The organism is Limnothrix sp. HT2024, assembly GCF_059138625.1.
This window is the reverse complement of sequence record NZ_CM181121.1, coordinates 3,583,614-3,600,311: the sequence shown is the minus strand read 5'-3', so window position 1 is coordinate 3,600,311 and position 16,698 is coordinate 3,583,614. Positions and strand designations below refer to the sequence as shown.

Annotated in this window: 26 protein-coding genes; 5 read left to right on the top strand and 21 right to left on the bottom strand. The window is 58.4% G+C overall.

The features are described from left to right. Nucleotides 1-20: 20 nt before the first annotated feature. The 17 genes from AC2IAX_RS14685 to AC2IAX_RS14605 all read right to left on the bottom strand — a co-directional run bounded on the left by AC2IAX_RS14685 (nt 21) and on the right by AC2IAX_RS14605 (nt 11,262). Nucleotides 21-2,513: a collagen-like domain-containing protein gene (locus AC2IAX_RS14685; protein ID WP_494388138.1), complete on the bottom strand. Its 2,493-nt coding sequence runs from the start codon at nt 2,511-2,513 to the stop codon at nt 21-23. Then, entirely contained in the window at nt 2,510-3,208 is a 699-nt protein-coding gene (locus tag AC2IAX_RS14680; protein ID WP_494388137.1) for a hypothetical protein, read from the bottom strand. The genes AC2IAX_RS14685 and AC2IAX_RS14680 overlap by 4 nt, the downstream gene beginning before the upstream one ends. After that, nucleotides 3,208-3,540: a hypothetical protein gene (locus AC2IAX_RS14675; RefSeq protein ID WP_494388136.1), complete on the bottom strand. Its 333-nt coding sequence runs from the start codon at nt 3,538-3,540 to the stop codon at nt 3,208-3,210. Before AC2IAX_RS14675 ends, AC2IAX_RS14680 begins: the two co-directional genes overlap by 1 nt. Beyond that, nucleotides 3,521-3,916, bottom strand: a complete 396-nt coding sequence (locus AC2IAX_RS14670) for a hypothetical protein (RefSeq protein WP_494388135.1) — start codon at nt 3,914-3,916, stop codon at nt 3,521-3,523. Before AC2IAX_RS14670 ends, AC2IAX_RS14675 begins: the two co-directional genes overlap by 20 nt. Beyond that, nucleotides 3,917-4,849, bottom strand: a complete 933-nt coding sequence (locus tag AC2IAX_RS14665; protein WP_494388134.1) for a hypothetical protein — start codon at nt 4,847-4,849, stop codon at nt 3,917-3,919. Continuing rightward, entirely contained in the window at nt 4,846-5,298 is a 453-nt protein-coding gene (locus tag AC2IAX_RS14660; RefSeq protein ID WP_494388133.1) for a hypothetical protein, read from the bottom strand. The genes AC2IAX_RS14665 and AC2IAX_RS14660 overlap by 4 nt, the downstream gene beginning before the upstream one ends. Then, nucleotides 5,295-5,972, bottom strand: a complete 678-nt coding sequence (locus tag AC2IAX_RS14655; RefSeq protein WP_494388132.1) for a hypothetical protein — start codon at nt 5,970-5,972, stop codon at nt 5,295-5,297. Before AC2IAX_RS14655 ends, AC2IAX_RS14660 begins: the two co-directional genes overlap by 4 nt. A gap of 6 nt (nt 5,973-5,978) precedes the next feature. Continuing rightward, a complete protein-coding gene (locus AC2IAX_RS14650; protein ID WP_494388131.1) occupies nt 5,979-6,572 on the bottom strand; it encodes a hypothetical protein in 594 nt (197 codons plus the stop codon). 277 nt (nt 6,573-6,849) lie between these two features. Further along, entirely contained in the window at nt 6,850-8,100 is a 1,251-nt protein-coding gene (locus tag AC2IAX_RS14645; protein WP_494388130.1) for an ATP-binding protein, read from the bottom strand. 6 nt (nt 8,101-8,106) lie between these two features. Next, complete coding sequence (locus tag AC2IAX_RS14640) at nt 8,107-8,460, bottom strand: hypothetical protein (protein WP_494388129.1); 354 nt, start codon at nt 8,458-8,460, stop codon at nt 8,107-8,109. A gap of 2 nt (nt 8,461-8,462) precedes the next feature. Then, nucleotides 8,463-8,624, bottom strand: a complete 162-nt coding sequence (locus tag AC2IAX_RS14635; RefSeq protein ID WP_494388128.1) for a hypothetical protein — start codon at nt 8,622-8,624, stop codon at nt 8,463-8,465. A 57-nt stretch (nt 8,625-8,681) separates the two neighbouring features. After that, nucleotides 8,682-9,089 (bottom strand): hypothetical protein, encoded by a 408-nt coding sequence (locus AC2IAX_RS14630; RefSeq protein ID WP_494388127.1) that lies wholly within the window; start codon nt 9,087-9,089, stop codon nt 8,682-8,684. Nucleotides 9,090-9,419: 330 nt separating this feature from the next. Further along, nucleotides 9,420-9,590 carry a hypothetical protein gene (locus AC2IAX_RS14625; RefSeq protein WP_494388126.1) on the bottom strand — a complete coding sequence of 57 codons (171 nt, stop codon included), beginning with the start codon at nt 9,588-9,590 and terminating at the stop codon, nt 9,420-9,422. Beyond that, nucleotides 9,587-9,748 (bottom strand): hypothetical protein, encoded by a 162-nt coding sequence (locus AC2IAX_RS14620; RefSeq protein ID WP_494388125.1) that lies wholly within the window; start codon nt 9,746-9,748, stop codon nt 9,587-9,589. The genes AC2IAX_RS14625 and AC2IAX_RS14620 overlap by 4 nt, the downstream gene beginning before the upstream one ends. Then, nucleotides 9,745-10,047, bottom strand: a complete 303-nt coding sequence (locus AC2IAX_RS14615; RefSeq protein ID WP_494388124.1) for a hypothetical protein — start codon at nt 10,045-10,047, stop codon at nt 9,745-9,747. Before AC2IAX_RS14615 ends, AC2IAX_RS14620 begins: the two co-directional genes overlap by 4 nt. Before the next feature lie 157 nt (nt 10,048-10,204). Continuing rightward, on the bottom strand, nt 10,205-10,474 hold the full coding sequence (locus AC2IAX_RS14610) for a hypothetical protein (protein ID WP_494388123.1): 270 nt from the start codon (nt 10,472-10,474) through the stop codon (nt 10,205-10,207). A 92-nt stretch (nt 10,475-10,566) separates the two neighbouring features. Then, nucleotides 10,567-11,262, bottom strand: a complete 696-nt coding sequence (locus AC2IAX_RS14605) for a hypothetical protein (RefSeq protein WP_494388122.1) — start codon at nt 11,260-11,262, stop codon at nt 10,567-10,569. Nucleotides 11,263-11,417: 155 nt separating this feature from the next. On the opposite strand from AC2IAX_RS14605, the gene AC2IAX_RS14600 reads away from it, so the two are divergent. Beyond that, nucleotides 11,418-11,735, top strand: a complete 318-nt coding sequence (locus AC2IAX_RS14600; protein WP_494388121.1) for a hypothetical protein — start codon at nt 11,418-11,420, stop codon at nt 11,733-11,735. A gap of 46 nt (nt 11,736-11,781) precedes the next feature. Here the strand turns inward: AC2IAX_RS14600 and AC2IAX_RS14595 are convergent, their stop codons facing one another. Then, the gene (locus AC2IAX_RS14595) at nt 11,782-12,675 is read right to left on the bottom strand and encodes a hypothetical protein (RefSeq protein WP_494388120.1); all 894 of its coding nucleotides are present in this window, start codon (nt 12,673-12,675) and stop codon (nt 11,782-11,784) included. A 592-nt stretch (nt 12,676-13,267) separates the two neighbouring features. Here AC2IAX_RS14595 and AC2IAX_RS14590 point away from each other — a divergent pair. From AC2IAX_RS14590 to AC2IAX_RS14575, 4 genes are all read left to right on the top strand, one after another. Continuing rightward, nucleotides 13,268-13,543 carry a hypothetical protein gene (locus tag AC2IAX_RS14590; RefSeq protein WP_494388119.1) on the top strand — a complete coding sequence of 92 codons (276 nt, stop codon included), beginning with the start codon at nt 13,268-13,270 and terminating at the stop codon, nt 13,541-13,543. 69 nt (nt 13,544-13,612) lie between these two features. Beyond that, nucleotides 13,613-14,101: an ASCH domain-containing protein gene (locus tag AC2IAX_RS14585; RefSeq protein ID WP_494388118.1), complete on the top strand. Its 489-nt coding sequence runs from the start codon at nt 13,613-13,615 to the stop codon at nt 14,099-14,101. 76 nt (nt 14,102-14,177) lie between these two features. Beyond that, nucleotides 14,178-14,558, top strand: a complete 381-nt coding sequence (locus AC2IAX_RS14580; RefSeq protein WP_494388117.1) for a hypothetical protein — start codon at nt 14,178-14,180, stop codon at nt 14,556-14,558. A 15-nt stretch (nt 14,559-14,573) separates the two neighbouring features. Further along, a complete protein-coding gene (locus AC2IAX_RS14575; RefSeq protein WP_494388116.1) occupies nt 14,574-15,074 on the top strand; it encodes a hypothetical protein in 501 nt (166 codons plus the stop codon). Between the two features lie 95 nt (nt 15,075-15,169). Here the strand turns inward: AC2IAX_RS14575 and AC2IAX_RS14570 are convergent, their stop codons facing one another. The 3 genes from AC2IAX_RS14570 to AC2IAX_RS14560 all read right to left on the bottom strand — a co-directional run bounded on the left by AC2IAX_RS14570 (nt 15,170) and on the right by AC2IAX_RS14560 (nt 16,512). After that, on the bottom strand, nt 15,170-15,661 hold the full coding sequence (locus AC2IAX_RS14570) for a hypothetical protein (RefSeq protein WP_494388115.1): 492 nt from the start codon (nt 15,659-15,661) through the stop codon (nt 15,170-15,172). 9 nt (nt 15,662-15,670) lie between these two features. After that, nucleotides 15,671-16,150: a pentapeptide repeat-containing protein gene (locus AC2IAX_RS14565; protein ID WP_494388114.1), complete on the bottom strand. Its 480-nt coding sequence runs from the start codon at nt 16,148-16,150 to the stop codon at nt 15,671-15,673. 119 nt (nt 16,151-16,269) lie between these two features. Further along, entirely contained in the window at nt 16,270-16,512 is a 243-nt protein-coding gene (locus tag AC2IAX_RS14560) for a helix-turn-helix transcriptional regulator (protein WP_494388113.1), read from the bottom strand. Nucleotides 16,513-16,698 lie beyond the last annotated feature (186 nt).

The following is a 16,698-nucleotide window of genomic DNA, read 5'->3' as shown; positions in this document are numbered from 1 at the left end:
TAGGATTAGCGGCATAACAGTTACTTCTTCGGAGGATTGACAGGAGGGGTCTTGGGTGGGGTCACCGATGTTGCATCAATGCCCAGGGCTTTCATTTGAGCAATAAATTTCTCCCAATCCTTCTCCTGAGCCTTTGAATTCTTACGACCTTCTCGGATTGAATCGCCCGGCAAAAAGGATTTAGCGGCTGTCGCACCCAGAGGGTGCATTAGTGCTTTGCGAGCAATTTCGCCATCTTCTAAGGTGCGCTTAACGATTGGCAATAGAGTCTCTTCGTCAACGTTTTCCCAACCGACATAGTTTTGCTCGGAAGTTCGCAGAAAATCGCCGATTTCTTGGTTGTCTAATTTGCCATTTGTGCCAACAGCGGCAGGGGTGCAAGGGATTTTAAGCTCGCGCTTTTTGGCCTGTCCGGCGTAGCCCAAGAATTTGGCGTTGGCGGCTGAGTTTTCGGCGGCTTGAAGTGAGGCGATCGTGGATTTGATCGACATCACCAGAGAGCGGCTGGCACACTGCACGGAGGCATCAGCGTCTTGGGCAATTTTGACCGAGGCCATAAATAACTCTTCGATCGCGTGGGCCATGTTTTTCAGCTCGACTTTCTCCTTTTTGCCTTTTTCGTCCTCGTATTCCACCTCAATTGGCCAGTAGCCCGCCAAAGCATCGATCGATTTGGTCAACCAAACCACTAGCTCAGGCAGGTTTTTGATCTGCTCCGATCCCTTTGGATCGTTGTGCAAGTTTTCAGGGACGGTGATCGGGAATTCAGTTACCCCTACAGCCTTCTGAACTTTTTCGATCTCGCGCAAAATCCTTGCGGTGTCCACGTCGTCGCCTCCTTCATTTCCATCGCTGCCGTCGCTGCCGCTGTCCTTTGTCGCATCCTTACCGTCGCGCCCATTCCGCCCATCGCGACCGGCGCGGCCATCACGCCCATCACGCCCGGCCTTACCGTCGCGGCCGTCGCGGCCATCAGTCCCGTCGGTTCCGTCAGTCCCATCGGTGCCGTTGCGGCCAGCAGCCCCATCCCTACCGGGGGAGCCGTCCTTGCCAGCAGCACCGTCCTTCCCGGGGGAGCCGTCCTTGCCAGCAGCCCCCGATTTTCCGTCAGCCCCAGCCTTACCGTCGCGCCCCGACTTTCCGTCAGCCCCAGCCTTACCCGCTGCACCATTGGCCCCAGCCTTACCCGCAGCCCCCGCAGCCCCCGCTGCACCATTGGCTCCAGCCTTGCCATTGGTTCCAGACTTACCGTTTTTGCCGTTGCTTCCGTCCTTACCGGCTCGACCATCAGTGCCATCAGTGCCGTTTTTGCCGTCTTTGCCGGCCCGGCCGTCAGCACCATTGCTTCCGTCCTTACCGGCTCGACCATCAGTGCCATCAGTGCCGTTTTTGCCGTCTTTGCCGGCCCGGCCGTCAGCACCATTGCTTCCGTCCTTACCGGCTCGACCATCAGTGCCATCAGTGCCGTTTTTGCCGTCTTTGCCGGCCCGGCCGTCAGCACCATTGCTTCCGTCCTTACCGGCTCGACCGTCAGTGCCATCAGTGCCGTTTTTGCCGTCTTTGCCGGCCCGGCCGTCAGCACCATTGCTGCCTGCTTTCCCCGCAGGGCCAGCGGGGCCAGCAGCCCCGGAATCGCCCTTTGGCCCCCGTGGCCCGGCCGGCCCTGGGGGCCCACCCTTTAAAGCCCGCGCCTCCGCTCGGCGGGCGATATCCATTGAATTGGAGGCCAGGTCTACGGCCGATTCGACCCCGCCCAGTGCGGCTTGGGCAATTTGCTTAGCCTTTTCGGAGCTGCTGAGAGCGCTGTTTGAGGTGCTGAAAGCGATCGTGGCGATTTCCTGGGCCGCCTCAGCGATCCCTTGGGCCGCGCTGGCCAGGTCAAAGGCTGTACCGGCGTAATCTAAGGCTTTTTCGGCTCGGGCTAACCCGATCTTCGATCGGCCGTTTGCCTCGTCCCCGACTTTGCGGGCAACTTCGGACTGTCGGCCGGCGTAATCTGCGGTGGCTTGAGCTTTTTTGCCTTCGAGCAGGGCCCGCCCGGCCCGGCCATCGGCTTTGACCCCAACCTTGCGGGCGTTTTCGGCCAGGTCACAACCCAGATTGGCCAAATCGTGCGCGTCCGAGGCCGCACTTGCTGCCTGCCCAGCCTTGGCCAGCCCTTGTCCGCCGATATTCAATGCCTTGGAACCAAGCGAAATAGCCGACTTGATCGCAGACCAGAGGGCCGCCACCCCGATCGCGGCCAATCCCGCCAAAGCCGTCGCGGCCATCGCCTTGGCCTCATTGGCTTGGGCGATCGCATCGTATGCCCGCGCCTCCGCCCGGTAAGCATGGGCATCAGCCCGGATCGCCTCCACTAAAGCTTGTTTGGCCATATTTCTGGCCACCTGATCCACGGTTCCGCCCCCCCCTCCACCTTCCAAGCGCAACCGAGCCACCTGGGCAGTAAGAGCAGCCAGGGAACCACGCACAGCAGCCAGTTGGGCCTCAATTCCGTCGCAAGTAGTGCTCATGGGTTGTTTTTGCGGTTTTCCGCCGCTTGGGCAATCAGGTCATCGGCTTTTAAGCGGGTGAATCCGGCTGCACTTTGCAGGGCCGCCGCCAGCCCGCCGAATTGAGCGGCCACCGTCGCACAGTCCAAACAGCAGGTGGTGGTACTGGTCTTGAGCGACGGCCCGCACCGGATCTGGGTGTCAGGGTCGCAAACCAGCAACCCCACCATCGTCGTGGTGTGCCGGTTGATCGCCGCGTCTCGGGCGCTCATGGAGCTATATAGGACTTCGTAGGGTTCCACGCCCAGGGGCCCGCTCACGTCGCTGCCATTTGCGGCGATCGCGCTCGGAACATAGCGCAGGTAAAACGAGTAAACCGGCGCATAAATCGGCCCCACGGGCGAGGGCGGCGCGTACCAACTCCCCCAGGCCGAATCGACCGAAGACGCTGTGGGGAACCAGTTCCCCGACCAGCAGCCCTCCGCCCGGGCCCACCGCCCCACATAGCCCCGCGCCGGATCGTAAAGAAAGGGGAAGTAAGTACCCCCGTTTGGGCAGGCGTTGGAATTGAACCCGACCTGTATTTGGCCGGTCTGAACCGACCCGTAGAAAAGAGTCAGCCCGACCAGCGCCCACCCGTCGGGGCTGTGGAAGGTTTTGACGGGTTGCCCGTCCAGGAGGACGGACGCACTGGGCGGGCGGAAGGGGACAACCATTAGTAATCGTCGGCGTTGACCGGGGCGATGTCGGCCAGCTTATAAAGGCTCGCCTCGTAACTCCGAACAATCCAATCGGTCGAAGCGCCAGTGCTCGAAAACGTTTGCACCAGGGAGGATCGTCCCTCCTGCACCACGACGCTGCGATCAAGATCCGCGTCTCTAGACTCTTGGGTGAGCACTGTGGCAAACCGCTTAAGGATCGCGGCCACAATCGTGTCAGCCCTGTTTTCCGCCATCGCGGTCATGCTCAAGGCCGCCTTAGGTATCACAATCTCGGTGCTGTCCTGGGTTGCCCCGGGGAAGATTTGCTCAAGAGTCGATTCCGCCATCTTGATTAACTCCGTATTTGGTGGTCAGGGTTTGCAGTTGAGAGGCGATCGCCTGGCCGTCTTCGGTGTCCGGTAGCCCGGCGAGGTAATTGGCCAGGGCCGCTTGGAACGCGGCGATCTCAGGCGGATCAGCGCCCCCATGACAGCAGAAGTCGATCGCCTGGGACAGGTTGGAAAAAGCCGAGAGTGCCGCTACCGAAGTCTGGGAAAGGGCCAGGGCTTGCAGATATTCCGGCGCGTTTAGGAGTGCCCTGCGAAAAGCGAGCCAGCGATAGTCCGGATCGATCGCACAGAGATGCGCCTCGATCGCATCGGCGGGGTCAGTACCTGGGGGCACTGAGATTTCGTAGTCGTAGCCGCCGTGGGTGAATCGCATTTAAACCTCGCTATCTCCAAACCAGCAAACCTCGCAAACCGTTGACCAGTTCGCACCGTCAGAGCTTGGCCCGTTGAAAAGGATTGCCAGCCGCCGCAAGATTGGCAATCGAGCCACTGGGTTAGACCCAGCCCCCGAAAATGGGAAAAAGTGCCAAGTCCCCGCGCCCGTAATCTGGGCTTGGTTTGTCCAGCCAGGCCCTTGCGTCCAAGTCGATACGGGGCTGGCACTGGTTAAGGCTGTAACCAGATCATTGGAAGAGTAGACCTGGAAAGATCTAGGGTGATAGTTGTTTGTGTACGTGGTTGTCTGGAGCAGAAATCCCGTCGGCGAAAAATTAGTGGGAAATTGCCAGGCGATCCAGCTATTGGCTTGGTTATTGGGCTGCCAATTGAGGACAGTCGAGGTTGGCGTGGCAACGCGATCAGTTAGGACGGTTGGCTGTCCAGCGCCAGCAACTACGCTACTTGCTGCAACTGTGATCACCCCGTTAGTTGCGGGGTTGACAAAGCTCGACACGCCCCCCAAGTAGTGGATTAGGTCACTGGCTTTCCCGGGATTGCCGTCATTTAGCGCCAACGGAACGCCGTTATAGACAAATCGCAAGGCCGCGCGATCGCACCCTCGGGCCCGCCAGCCCCGGCGCGATCGAACAAAATCCGCTTCGCCGCCGGCCGGCAGTCGGACAGAGGACTGATCCGCGTAGCGGTTGCCCGTGTTGTCCACGCCGCCGATCGCGCTGCCGGAAATCGTGAGGGCCAAATCGGCGCTGTTGACCACCTTCAGCCGATCGCCCAGCCGGGCCGACTTGGCCAGGGTCAGCTTGGCCGCGGCCGTGACCCAATACTCCTTACCCGGCGAGAGGGTCGCGCTGCCCCCTTCGATAAACTCGACCGGCAACGATGGAACCGAAATCAGTGCGCCGCGCCTCATCCCAGCAATCCCTCCAAGGTCACGGTGATCGGGGTGGTGACTGCTGTGGCCCCGACGCGGATTTCAGCCCCTGGCGGCAACAACCAGCCCTCAGCAAACGCCAGCTCGGCTTGGGCTGTGGCGGTCACGGCGGTGACGGTGCTAACCGCCTGGAGCCAAACCTGGTCAACCAGATCGCTGCCGTGGAAAATTAGGAGCTGTCCCTCGGCGCTGGCCCCTCGGGCGATCGCCCGAATCCGATTAATCCGTGCCCCTTGAACCCGGGCTTGGGTTGTGGAGTTGCTGACAACCCACCCACTGGTGGCCGAAAAAGCGGGCGGTGCAGCAAAGTCGTAGGTAGTGGGAACCGTATACAGCAGCGTAGATCCCGTGCCGTCGCGGGCAGTGACCGCCGTGGTGAGGGTGGCTTTGGCGAAGGACGGAACTGAGAGGAGGCGCGGGTGGATCACAATAAGCTCTCCGTGAAGTTGGTTAGCACTCGCCACTCTGTTGTGGCGGGGTAAGGCTCCCCGAGATCCCAAAAACTGCGGATTTCGCCGCTGGCGTTTCGGAGCCTTAGCCCCGTCGGCGATCCGCTGATTGTGAGGTTTGCGGTTGCGCCCACGGCCCGTAACTGAGCGGTGGTGGTTCCGCTGGCGGTGGCGACGGATTGCAGGGTGTAAACCTGGCTGGCGCTGATTTCGGCCGGCAATGTGCCGGAGTCGGCGGAAATCAGCACCCGATCGCCTGTGGCCAGGGTGACCCCTGCGGGGGCGGGAAAGGAGAGCGTGCCGGAAGTGATCGAGGCGATCGGTACGGAAGCCCAGCCCGTTGCGTTGGCCAGCACAACGACCCAGCGCGGGAGCAGAACCGCACCACCGGCAATCGGCGCGGCGTAGGAGGCTTGAGGGGTTTGCCATTGCCGCAACGACTCCGACCATTCGATCGGCGGAGTCGTTGCGGGCTTGACGCTGATCCGCTGATAGTTCGCCGCCGACAGCTCCCCGGCCACCACCTGGGCCAGTGTCGAATCTTCAGTGATCGTGCCGGTGCCTGCGATCGCCCACAAAGAATTGCAATAGGCGATCTCTCGCTCCAGGCGCGATCGGGCCCAACTCTTAAACGTGCCCCTTGTGATTGGCATCAGACCTTAGACCTCCAGGAGCAAAATTTCAGCCAGGCCGCCCGCTGGATCGATCGACCAATCCCCGGCCACTTCGATCAGCCAGGTGCGATCTTCCCCAGCACCGATCTGCAATAGCAGCGCAACATCACCACCACCACGGCCGCCAAGTTCTGCGATCGGCTCTAAGACCGGCGCAACTGCCCCACCACCACGGCCGCCAAGTGGTGCGATCGGCGCTAAGACCGGTGCAACATCACCACCACCACGGCCGCCAAGTGGAGGATCGGCGCTCAACGGCTCGGGCATTTGGGCCGCGCCCTGCCACTCTTCAGCCCCCGTTACTTGGCGAAGAAGAAAGGCAAGCGTCCAAACCTTGGTTGGCGGAACCGTCCACCAGTCCAGGATCGGCAGCAACGGCTCGGCCAAGACCGGCGCGGTGGCCCCCAAGACGCGGGAGTCGTAAACCTGCGACAGGGCTAAAAGAAGCCCCACCACCAGCGCATCGCCGCCGTTAGTAGCGGTTGCCGTGAGGGTTGGGAGCGTGGCCTTTGGGATGACGATCGCCGTTTCTGTTTGAGTCGCGCCCGGAAAGATCTCATTGAGCTGCATTTGGGTCAAAAAGCCACGATCCAAGGAGCTAAAACCGTGGCGATTATTGCATCTTTACTTGATTATTGTAACCACAATTAATTACTTTTTGGCAAGGCTTTTAGTAGACAAATAATTAATAGTCAAATTTGCTAAAATAGAAGGTTTTACTAATAGAAAGTTGCCGGGGACATTGGTGAGCAAAATTTATTTATCCAGCTTAGACGGTCTTTAGACGCTTAGACGGTCTTAGACGCTGCTTAGACGGGGGTGTCTAAGTGCGTCTAAGCACCGTGGCAAGGGAAACTTAGACGTTTCTTAGACGGTACTTGGGGACAGCGCCGGACTGGTCGATTTCGAGGTCTCCCATCGTCACGGCAGCGTCTAAGACACTTTTTAGATCCGCATTGTCGAGGCGCTGCAAAGGTCGCCGCAGTTGCTTGATTTGCGCGACGGATAGCCAATCGGTTCTACCCGCCAATGCTTCGAGCACTAAGTCTAAAATCTCTTGTTTTACCTCCGCCCTGGCGATAGTTTCATGCGGTAATTCAATCGCTTCTCTCAAGTCCCATTCCAGGGCAAAATGGGCGGCGTTAATACCTGGGATTGCGGAGGCGGTGACGGCTGCTGCGATCGCAGGGGTGGGGGCCCAACGTTCGATCGCAACTCGGACAGGTTCCGGGTTGCCGGGACGGTAGAGCCAACCCTGGGCGGCTCCGATTTCCTCGGGGGATTCGTCCAACAGCAGCCGGAGGGCCGCTTGCTCGATTACCTTGGCGAAGCCTTTCGCCCCGCCTGTGGTGTCGAGCGTTGAGCCGTGGGAAGCCATCACCAGAAACCGATTAGCCTTGCGAATGTCGCCGCAACTGGTCTTGATTAGCCGATCGGCGTTGGCCACGTTGTCGGCCCATTTCGTGACCTCTTCAGCCAGCACGGTGTGGGGGGTAGGTTCTGGGGCTGGGCCACGAGCGATCGCCTGGTAGTGATCGCGAATTTCGTTGCAAAAGGCCTCGATCGCCTCACGGATCGATCGCCAGTCCATCCCCGCGCCGCACACCTCCCACGGCTGCCATTGGTCAAAACGAGCGTGAGGGTCTAAGACCGTGACCCGGTGGCCTTGGGCGGCCCGCTCCTGGAGCAGGCGCAACACCAGCGTGGTCTTACCGCTGCCTTGGGGCCCAACGATTTGAACAAAACGGGCGCGGAGCACTTGCGGCCACCATTGGGCCATGGGCAGCGGGTCGGTGTTGGTGGGCAGCGCCAGGGCTTGCTCAATGCGGGCGGGGGCCAGCTCGCGGCGGAGGGCGGCAATCGTGGCGATCGCCCCTTCAGTCTCGGCGGTCTTGAGCACGGTTTCGAGCTTACGCTTTTGCCGATCGAGCGCGATGGCCAACCCGCCCATGGTGGCCGCGTTGCCGCCGAACAGCAGGTGAGCAATGGGGTGTCGGATCAAGGGGGCGGCCACCACTGAGAGGCTACCCACGGCGATCGCGCTCCAGGTGGCGCGGCTTAGAGCAGTGGCGGCTTGGTGTTTGTCCTGTAGATGCTGGAAAATCACGGCGATTTACCCCACAAAGACGGCAATCAAGGCGGAAACCGCGCCCATTGCGCCGTAGACGGCCAGGGCGGCTTGTTCGGAACAGTGGCCGAATTTGACCACCAACAGCACGACGGCGAGGGCGATCGCACTGACCAACGCCAGGAGCGCCCAGACGGGGGGCGAGGGAGGTAGCAGGCTGACGGCTCCCACCAATCCAAAACCGGAGCCGATCGCCACCAGTAGGCGGGCGATCGCATCCTCTACGCTGGCGGGCTGCAGGCTGGGGAAGGCGGCCAGGGTCAGCAGCTTGGCGCGGGGATTGCGTAGCTCGGTGGGCTGGCGGCCGTTTAGGTCGATGTCGATGTTGACGGGTTGCATGGTTACTTATCGCGAAGGACTTCGACGGCGATTACGGTGGTGGGGACAATCAGTGCGGCGATGCCAAAGTCTCTGGCCTCTTGTTTAGCGCCAATTTGTTCGCAGACCACAGAACCGGCTAGGAACGAAAGGGTGAGAAATCCAACAACTTCAAGGCGGGTCATAAAAACTCCAAACCCCGCGCGGGGCGGGGTGGCTAGGGTTTGCGTAGTTGGATGTGTTTACTTCGGGCTGCAATAGATTTGCTTAGGCTGCAATTCAGCCCCCATGACGCGGCCGCTCAATTCCTTGATCTGTTCACCGTCCTTGGTTAGGGCTGCGTATCGAGCCTCAAGGTACGAACGAATCTCGGGATGGGCGGCTCGCCACTCGGGTGTCTGACTGTTAAAGGCTTTGACATCTGCTGCAAGTTGCTCGGCCCGTGTGTTGTGGTCGCGCACCATGCCCTCAAGCTCACGACGCGCAACGGCTTGCTCTCGGACGGACTGGACGGCTCCGATTAGCGTCCCGCCCACCACGTTGCGAGGGTTCGATGGATCGCGGGCCATGTCGCTGGCAATCTTGCGCTCTACTGCTGTGGCGATGCCCTCGACTGAAAACAGACGCTTTAGAGCTTTGCGAATGCCCATTTGAAATCTCCAAACCCCGCGCGGGGCGGGGTGACTAGGGTTTACTTGGGGGGGCGGGCTGAGGTTGGCGAGTCAGCAGCAATTATTTCGTCGATCATTTCATCGATAACGTCAGCCGCCTTGAGGTCTTCCGGTTGATCGGATGCCTCAAGGTGGGCGTATGCGATCTCTAGGGCTTCAAGTCGCGAAATCGGATCGGGGTGCTTGTCAACGAGGCGCTGTCGCAACTCTGCTGGGGTCAAGCCTTCGGGGGGCTTTGCTGAACCGAACATTTTGTGTCTCCAAACCCCGCGCGGGGCGGGGTGGCTAGGGGTTGATTGGGGGCGTGGGTTATTGATTGCGACTGAATACGAGAGCAACACCAGCAATCACGACCGTAACGGCTGCTGATTGCTTGGCTTGGTCGATTTGCCCCTGTTGGTGAAGGGCGATCGTGGCGACTGACCCGGCAACGATTAACCCGGTGACGATCGCGTGGGGTCTAAGGCTTGGTTGCTTCATGGTGGGTTATCGGGCGGGGGGTTTAGAGTTGTGGGAATCACCGCGATAAATCCGAACCCGGCCGCAATTGCGTGACCGCTGCCCTGTGCGACCCCACCGATCAAACAGGCGGCCGCCAGGGCGGCGGCAACTAGGGCGTTTTGCTGGGGGACGGTCATGGGCTTTTGCAGTAGGCTGCTTTGGCTTCCTGGAGCTGTTGCGCCTGCTGGCGGGCCAGGGCTTCGCGGTTTTGGGCTTGGAGGATTTCCCAGTCCCTGTACCCCATTGCAAGGGCGTAGCCAAGCAGCACCAGCAAGAGGCGTGGAACCCAGTAGGCGATCGGGGATTTAGGCGGAGGATAGTAGGACGGCGGTGGCGGTGGCGGTGGCGGTGGCGGTGGCGGGGACTGACGGATCGATACGTGAGTCCAGCCGCGATTGTCTGGGGCTTCCGGGTGGGGTGTGGGTCTGGTCTGCATCACCGATCGCCTCCACACCAGTAATCGCGCCGGTAATCGCAGCGCCGGTAATCGATTCGGTCAATCCACCCACGTCGGCCCGTGCCCCTCACCCAATCCAAGACCTGGGGCACTTGAGGGGGATTGCAGGCAAGGCAGAGTACCAAAGTCGTGATCATCACCACCACCGCCAAGCCGAATCATCATCAGCGTGCATCTGCGGAGGATGCGGGGCATCCTTACGAGATTCCCGATCGAACTCGGCCAGGGCGCGGCGATCGCTTTCAAACAATTGATAGCCCTTGGCTTCGCGGGCTTTGGCGGTGGCTGCGCGATCGATCAGCTTCTGATCGTCTGTGTGGTGTCGCATCACCCTGCGGTGAATCTTTCGGATTTCCTCGTAACTTTGGGCGCGAGGCTCGTCAATGCGTTTAAAAAGACCGAACATAGTAGGGGATCCTGTAGAGGGATTTACCGAGCCGGTGTGGGAGTGCCATCCCCCCGGCTCTCATCGTTTCCAAATTCGTCGCCACCAAGCGGTTAGGCGACTGAGGCGTTTCCCGCCGCCACCGTAAGGCTTCCGGCAGTGGCGGCATAGGTGGCTTCGTAGACCTTAAAGTCTTCAACCGCATCCTGAGCGGCTTGCTGTGCGATCGCCTGTCGCCGTTGCTGGCGGAATTGCACAAACTGGGCGCGTAAGGCCTGTACGTCGGTTAGCACCGCTTCGGTGAGGTCTCCGATTTCAGTCGAGAGCTGTGCGTTTTGCTTTTGGTAAAGCTCGATCGCTCCGGAATAACCAGCCTCATCCTGGATGACTTCCACCGGAACCGCCTGAGCCATGGTGACAAAGGTTTTCAGGGCTTCCGATTGCTGCTTGACCCAGCGGGGGCCAGCCATGCGATCTTCGCTGAGGGCAGCGCCCAGGCTTTCGAGCAAGTGGCGGGCCCGTTCGGTGTAGCGATCGTCTTGGATCAGTTCGTCTTCGGTCAAAGCGCCTTTGGTGACCAGCAGCAACACGGTCTTAAACCGTTTTCGGACTGTGGAGTCCGGCCATCCCAGCAACTTGGCTAGCTCTGTCCCGGTGTAGGGGGGCTGTGATGCAGGCTGGTGCGAAGTTGGTGTGGTCTCGGTGCTGGATGGTGCGAAAGTGATGCGGACGTGGTGCGAAGTTGGTGTGGGTTCAGTGCGATCAGGCTGCGAATCAGCCGGAGGATCGATCCCAAATCCTTTAGCCATGGGTTTTTGGGTTGGTGCAAAGTTGGTGCGTTTTCGGTGCGATCTCGGTGTGGATCGCACTGAGACTATAGCGCAATCGTCATGAGATATGCAATATCATCATGCAAAAACCTTAATACTTGTCGAGTTATTGGGAATCGTGATTGGATATAGAGATGGGACGAAAAGCAAAAGGCCGCATCAGCAAGACCGCCACCTACACGCCTGAATTCATTGACTGGATTAACTCTCAGATTCAGGGCGATGAAGGTTTTGGCGGCGTAGTCGAGCGGTTGATAGACGAAAAACGTAATAGGATACTAGAATTAGAACAGCAATCGGCTAGATATCGTACTGACGATATGAAGGAAACTACAGACGAGGCTGTTAGACAGGTTTCCTTGGCCTTGCAGGCGTGGTTTTTGAACCCGGCTGATTTAGAAGCGCGGCAAGCCTTTGAATTAGCCCTGAAGCGCTGTATCGAGAGAGGGTGAAAGTTTGTCGAGGGCCGATCGGGTCATATACCGATCGGCTCTTTTTTTATGCCAGCAATTCCAACACGGTCTCATAGGCTTGGGCGATCGCACTGTTTTTGGGCTGGCCCGCTGCGATTTGTTCGGCGGCTTGCTGGACAGCTTGGGCAATGGGGCCAGCCAACAGCTTTTCAGCGTTGAACTGTTCTAGAGCGGTTTTGGCCCGATCGGCCAATGATTCACCGATCGATCTGTCCACCGTGGCCACGCTGGCTGATTCCAAGGTGTCTGCGCCTCGGACGGCGGCCCGGTAGAGACGGCGATCGCCTGACAGTTGGGCCCGGATCGCGGACTGGACTTCAGCCGTTTCAAAAATTAGGGAGCGCTCGAAACACTCAAAACCAAACAGGGTGGTTTGTTCTACCGTTTCGGTGGCCGAAACTTTGGCCAATGCTGCAAGCTCTCGAACCGTGTCATCGGTGCAAAATTTACCGGCTGATTCACGTTGATCGATCGCCGTGGCTAGGGCGATTTGCTGCGACGCGGTTAGGCCGGCCGATCCGATGATCGCCGCGCGTTTCTCAGAAATTGAGCCGGATAGGGCCCGATCGAACAGTTCAGGACAGAGGCGAGCGATCGCCCATCCATCGGCCGCAACGGACTGCGATAGGCGGATCCCATAGCGCTTAAGCCGGTTTCTGTCCCAATGCCCATCCCGAAAAAACCGTGCCGCATCCAGGGCCGTGCCACAACCGGCCGCAATGTTGGCGATCGCCCCCAGTTCCCTAGCTTGTTGCCAGAAAACCGCGTTCAGAAATTTACAGGGCAAATTCTTCACGCCTAATTGTTTGGCACGGGCTAGCCGGTTGTGGCCGTTGACCACGTAAATTTTGCCGTCAAAATCTCGCCACACATCTAGGACGCTTTCCGCTGCAAACGACCATGCAGAAACCCCAGCCAAGCTGTTAACGCTACCGTCGCGACCGGCTCTTAGTTTGTATTGGAATCGTTCCGGGTCAACGTGTAGATCGTTGAGCGAAATAACTGCTAACTCGCGACCGTTTAGATCGTAGTTTTTGAAGTCTCTAACCTGTTTTCGTTTTCGCTTGCCTTGACTCTTACGCTTGCTCATTTTGTTTAGTGGTTTGTTTGTTTTGTTTGCTTATTTTCCGAGCGTTAGCGGGTTAGCTCCTAGGCACTACCCAACAGCAAATCTGCTTAGTCTCAAGAGATACGGCCGGTACTCTTGATTCGCTGCTTCATTGATATCTGTCTATCAACGCTGGCAATAGGTTCTTAAACCCGTTCACAGGCTATTTAGCCCGTGTCCTTAATGCCGAACCGCGTTAGCTATTGCTCGCTTTTAAAGATAAAGCCTGTTACGGGCTATTGTCAAGCCTGTAACAGGCTAAATATTTTTTGGCGCTAGGGGTTGACACTTGCCCGTAACAGGCTATAGGCTAAGAGCATTCTAAAGCGTGTAACAGGCAATGCAAGACTTAACTGGCAAGCGAATCAAGGTGACAACTTCCAGCGATTGCTATTACGCGGTTGTGCAATCGGTTGAGCAAGAAAGCTGGACGGTGGCGCTAGAAGAAGAGACGTGCTTCAAGGTGATCCCTGCTGACGGAATTGAGCAAGGCATTGTCCAGATTGTTGACGGTGTGAATGGTGCAAATTTCCCAGTTATTGAGGGCAGCCAGTGGCTATTCCATGGGCTGGAAATCAAGGCAACCTCAGTGATTGGTGATCTTGTGATTTGTGGTTCCCGTCTAGGGCAAATCACCCTAGCTGCTGCCTGCTTCGCTCGCCTAACTCTGATTGGTTAATTCCCACCAATAGGGGCTACGGCTCCTATTGGCTGGGATTTTGCCAGCGCAATTTATCCGTTTCAAGCCATGAAAGTTCTGACAGTGAAGCAGCCGTGGGCATGGGCAATTCTGTGGGCTGGTAAGGATATCGAGAATCGATCCTGGGCTACAGATTTTCGCGGCCCGCTTTTGATCCATTCCTCGAAAACCGTGAGCCGGACTGAGTTTAAACAATCGGTGGAATTTATCCGATCGCTTGGGATTGAGGTTCCCAGCTTTGCTGAACTGCAATCTCAGATGGGCATGGTGTTGGGGTCGGTTACTTTGCGGGATTGCGTAGAGTCTGCTGATTCGCCGTGGTGGATCGGCCCGATCGGATGGAAGCTAACCGATCCGCGTCCGTGGTCTAAACCGGTTCCCTGTCGCGGTTCACTGGGGCTGTGGGAGTTTGACGGCCCGATTGAGCCGATCACTACTCCCAGGTCGGTAGCGATTCAGCGAGATTTGTTTGGGAGAGTGACAAGCGTTCGCTCGCTCGCTCCCAAGCCACAAGTCCAGCAATTGAGCCTGATTTAGAAATAAGCCTGTCACTGGCTTGACATTTGCCAGTGACAGGCTTAGTATCGAGAGCAACTGAAGCGTGTTACGGGCTATGACTGAAGAACAAGATAAGGAAGATCGGCGCTGGTGGGCACAGGGAGCCGATCGCCCCGAGGGGTTTGGCGGCAAAACCTCAACGACATGGGCCGCCAAGTGGAAAAACACCCCATCGGCAACGATTCGACTCCCAAAGGCGTTCCATCAGGCGCTGACGGAAATCGCCCGTCGGGCTGACCAGCAGCCCGACCCGATCGCCTGGCTACAATCGCTGCGACCGGCACAGGAAACCGCCATCGAGGGCGAGTCTGTACAGGCTACGAATTGGGCGGGCTACAACGTGGCCCAGCTTCGACAGTTAGCCCGCGATCGGGGGCTGAAAACGGCTCGCAACGCCAACCGCGCCGAGTTACTGGAATTTCTGAATCAGAACTAGAACAGGATAAAAACTATGGCTACTGCAACAGATTTCGCTAACTGGGCAATTGAGGCCGCTGTCTACAACGCGGTTAGCCTTGGGACTCTTACACCGATCGATGCGATCGCCGTGCTGCTGGACGCTGTGGTGGTCAACTGCGAAGACAATCCAACCCTCGCTCAGGCCGTCGCGTCCCTCCTGGAGGAATCTGGGCTAAAAAATCGTCTTGCTGACCTACTGGCGGAAGAGGACGGAGACGCTCGCCACGAAGCGGTAGGGCTGGGCTGGGCGGTTGAGGGGGTCTATTCGTATTTTGACGGTGACGGGATCTTGCTGCTGTTGAGGGCTGCGGCGGGGATTGCGGCCACGGAAGATCAAGTAACCAAGACCCTTGCTCAGATGAGCCTCCAGGCTCGCCTGAACCAGGCGGGGATCTTTGCCCAGGAGCAGGTTATCAAGCAGGCGATTGAGGAGTTGATCGCCAAAGTTGAGGCGCTCCAATCGCCCGTGAGCGTGGGCGCAACTAGCAAGTAATCCTTACCAGCTTCCACAAAAAAACCGCGATCGCCCCACAGGGTTGATCGCGGTTTCGTCTGTGTTGTGTTGACAAGCGCAAGCGCGGCCACATCTTAGCGATCGTTCCCATGTCCGTGGCCCTGTTTGGCGCTGGTGGGTATGACGATCGCCCCGGTGAGCAGCCCCTGAATCAAGACCACTGCGATTTGCGGCAGGGGGGCATGGCCACCGGCACGGCGGCTATAGACCTGGGTTTCACGGGTGGCGTAGTCCCCCAACCATCCGGTAATCCCGGACGGTTGGCCGGGTTGGGGCCGCCAGCGCAGATAGTCGCCGGTTAAGTCGGCGGCGACGCAAAACAGCACGGACAGGGCCCCCGCCCAACCCAAAACGGATCGCGGAAGCCACAGGCGGCCGACTCGCAGCAGTGCCCCCAGGAGCAGTGCGCCCAGGAACAGACCCACGACCCAAGTCGCGAGGGTGATCAGGTAAAACAGGTCGGCCCATCCCGGATCGTTGGCGAGTAGGGCGGCTTTGGCCACGGCTCCCGCCCAGCCCACTGCCAACCCCAGGAGAGACCAGAGCAAGAATGCAGCGACTTGCATAAAAGATTCCTAGGGGCAGCCTGATTCTGAGTTGTCGGGGAGGCGCGTTTTGCAGAGTTTCGCCCCGGCCAAATCTACGCCGGTGGCATCGTTCAGCATGGCTCCGGCGAGGTTGGCCCCATTGAGGTTAGCCCCGGTGAGATCGGTTTCGTCTAGGCGAGCATTGGTGAGATCTGCGCCGCTGAGGTTTGCCCCACTGAGGTTTGCGCCTTTCAGGTAGGCTTCACCGCTGAGATTGGCTCCGGTGAGGTTGGCTCCGGTGAAGTTGGAGTCCCGAAAGTCGCCACCGGCGAGATTGGAGCCGGTGAGGTCAGCTCCTGAAAAGTTCGACTTCTCGAAGTAACCCTGGCTGAGGTTTGAGCCTGCCATCTTGCGGTTACTGAAGTCTGCCTGACGGCGATCGCAGTTGCTGCCGGTGCAAACGACGGGGCCGTCAGATCCACAGCCGGTAATCAATGCAGTGAGCAAAAAGGCGAGGGCGGTTTTCATGCTGCATCCCAACACTCACAGGACTCTACCGAGTTAGGGGATCGTAGGCGGCGATCGAGGTCACAAAAACAGAACCTACCCAGGAGATTGGGTAGGTTCTGTTGGCTAGATGTTGTGGTTTATTCCGGCTGCTCTGACGGGTTGAAGGCCGCAAAAATTTCGTCAAACGTTGCACCGGTTAGATCCATGAGTTTTTTGATCTGATTCAGAGTGAAACGCTGACTAGCGAATTTTCCGCTCTCCCAGTTTCCTACGGTTTTAACACCAACATCAATTGCAACTGCAAACTGGGCCTGAGTTAGCCCGGTTCTTGCGCGGAGGTCACACACGGCTAGTTTTGGTTTGACAGTGGATGTAGCCATGATACACTAAAAACCGTAACAGTTACCTGTAACGGCTACCCGTAGCTTTTGACTGTAACGGTTGTCGATGGTCAACAACCTAGTTGCACTGGGTGGGCGGACACCCATCCAGTGCATTAGATACCCACGAATCCGTAGACTCGCTTTGCAACCGTTGCGTGTATCTACTGAAGATTGTAAGGGTAT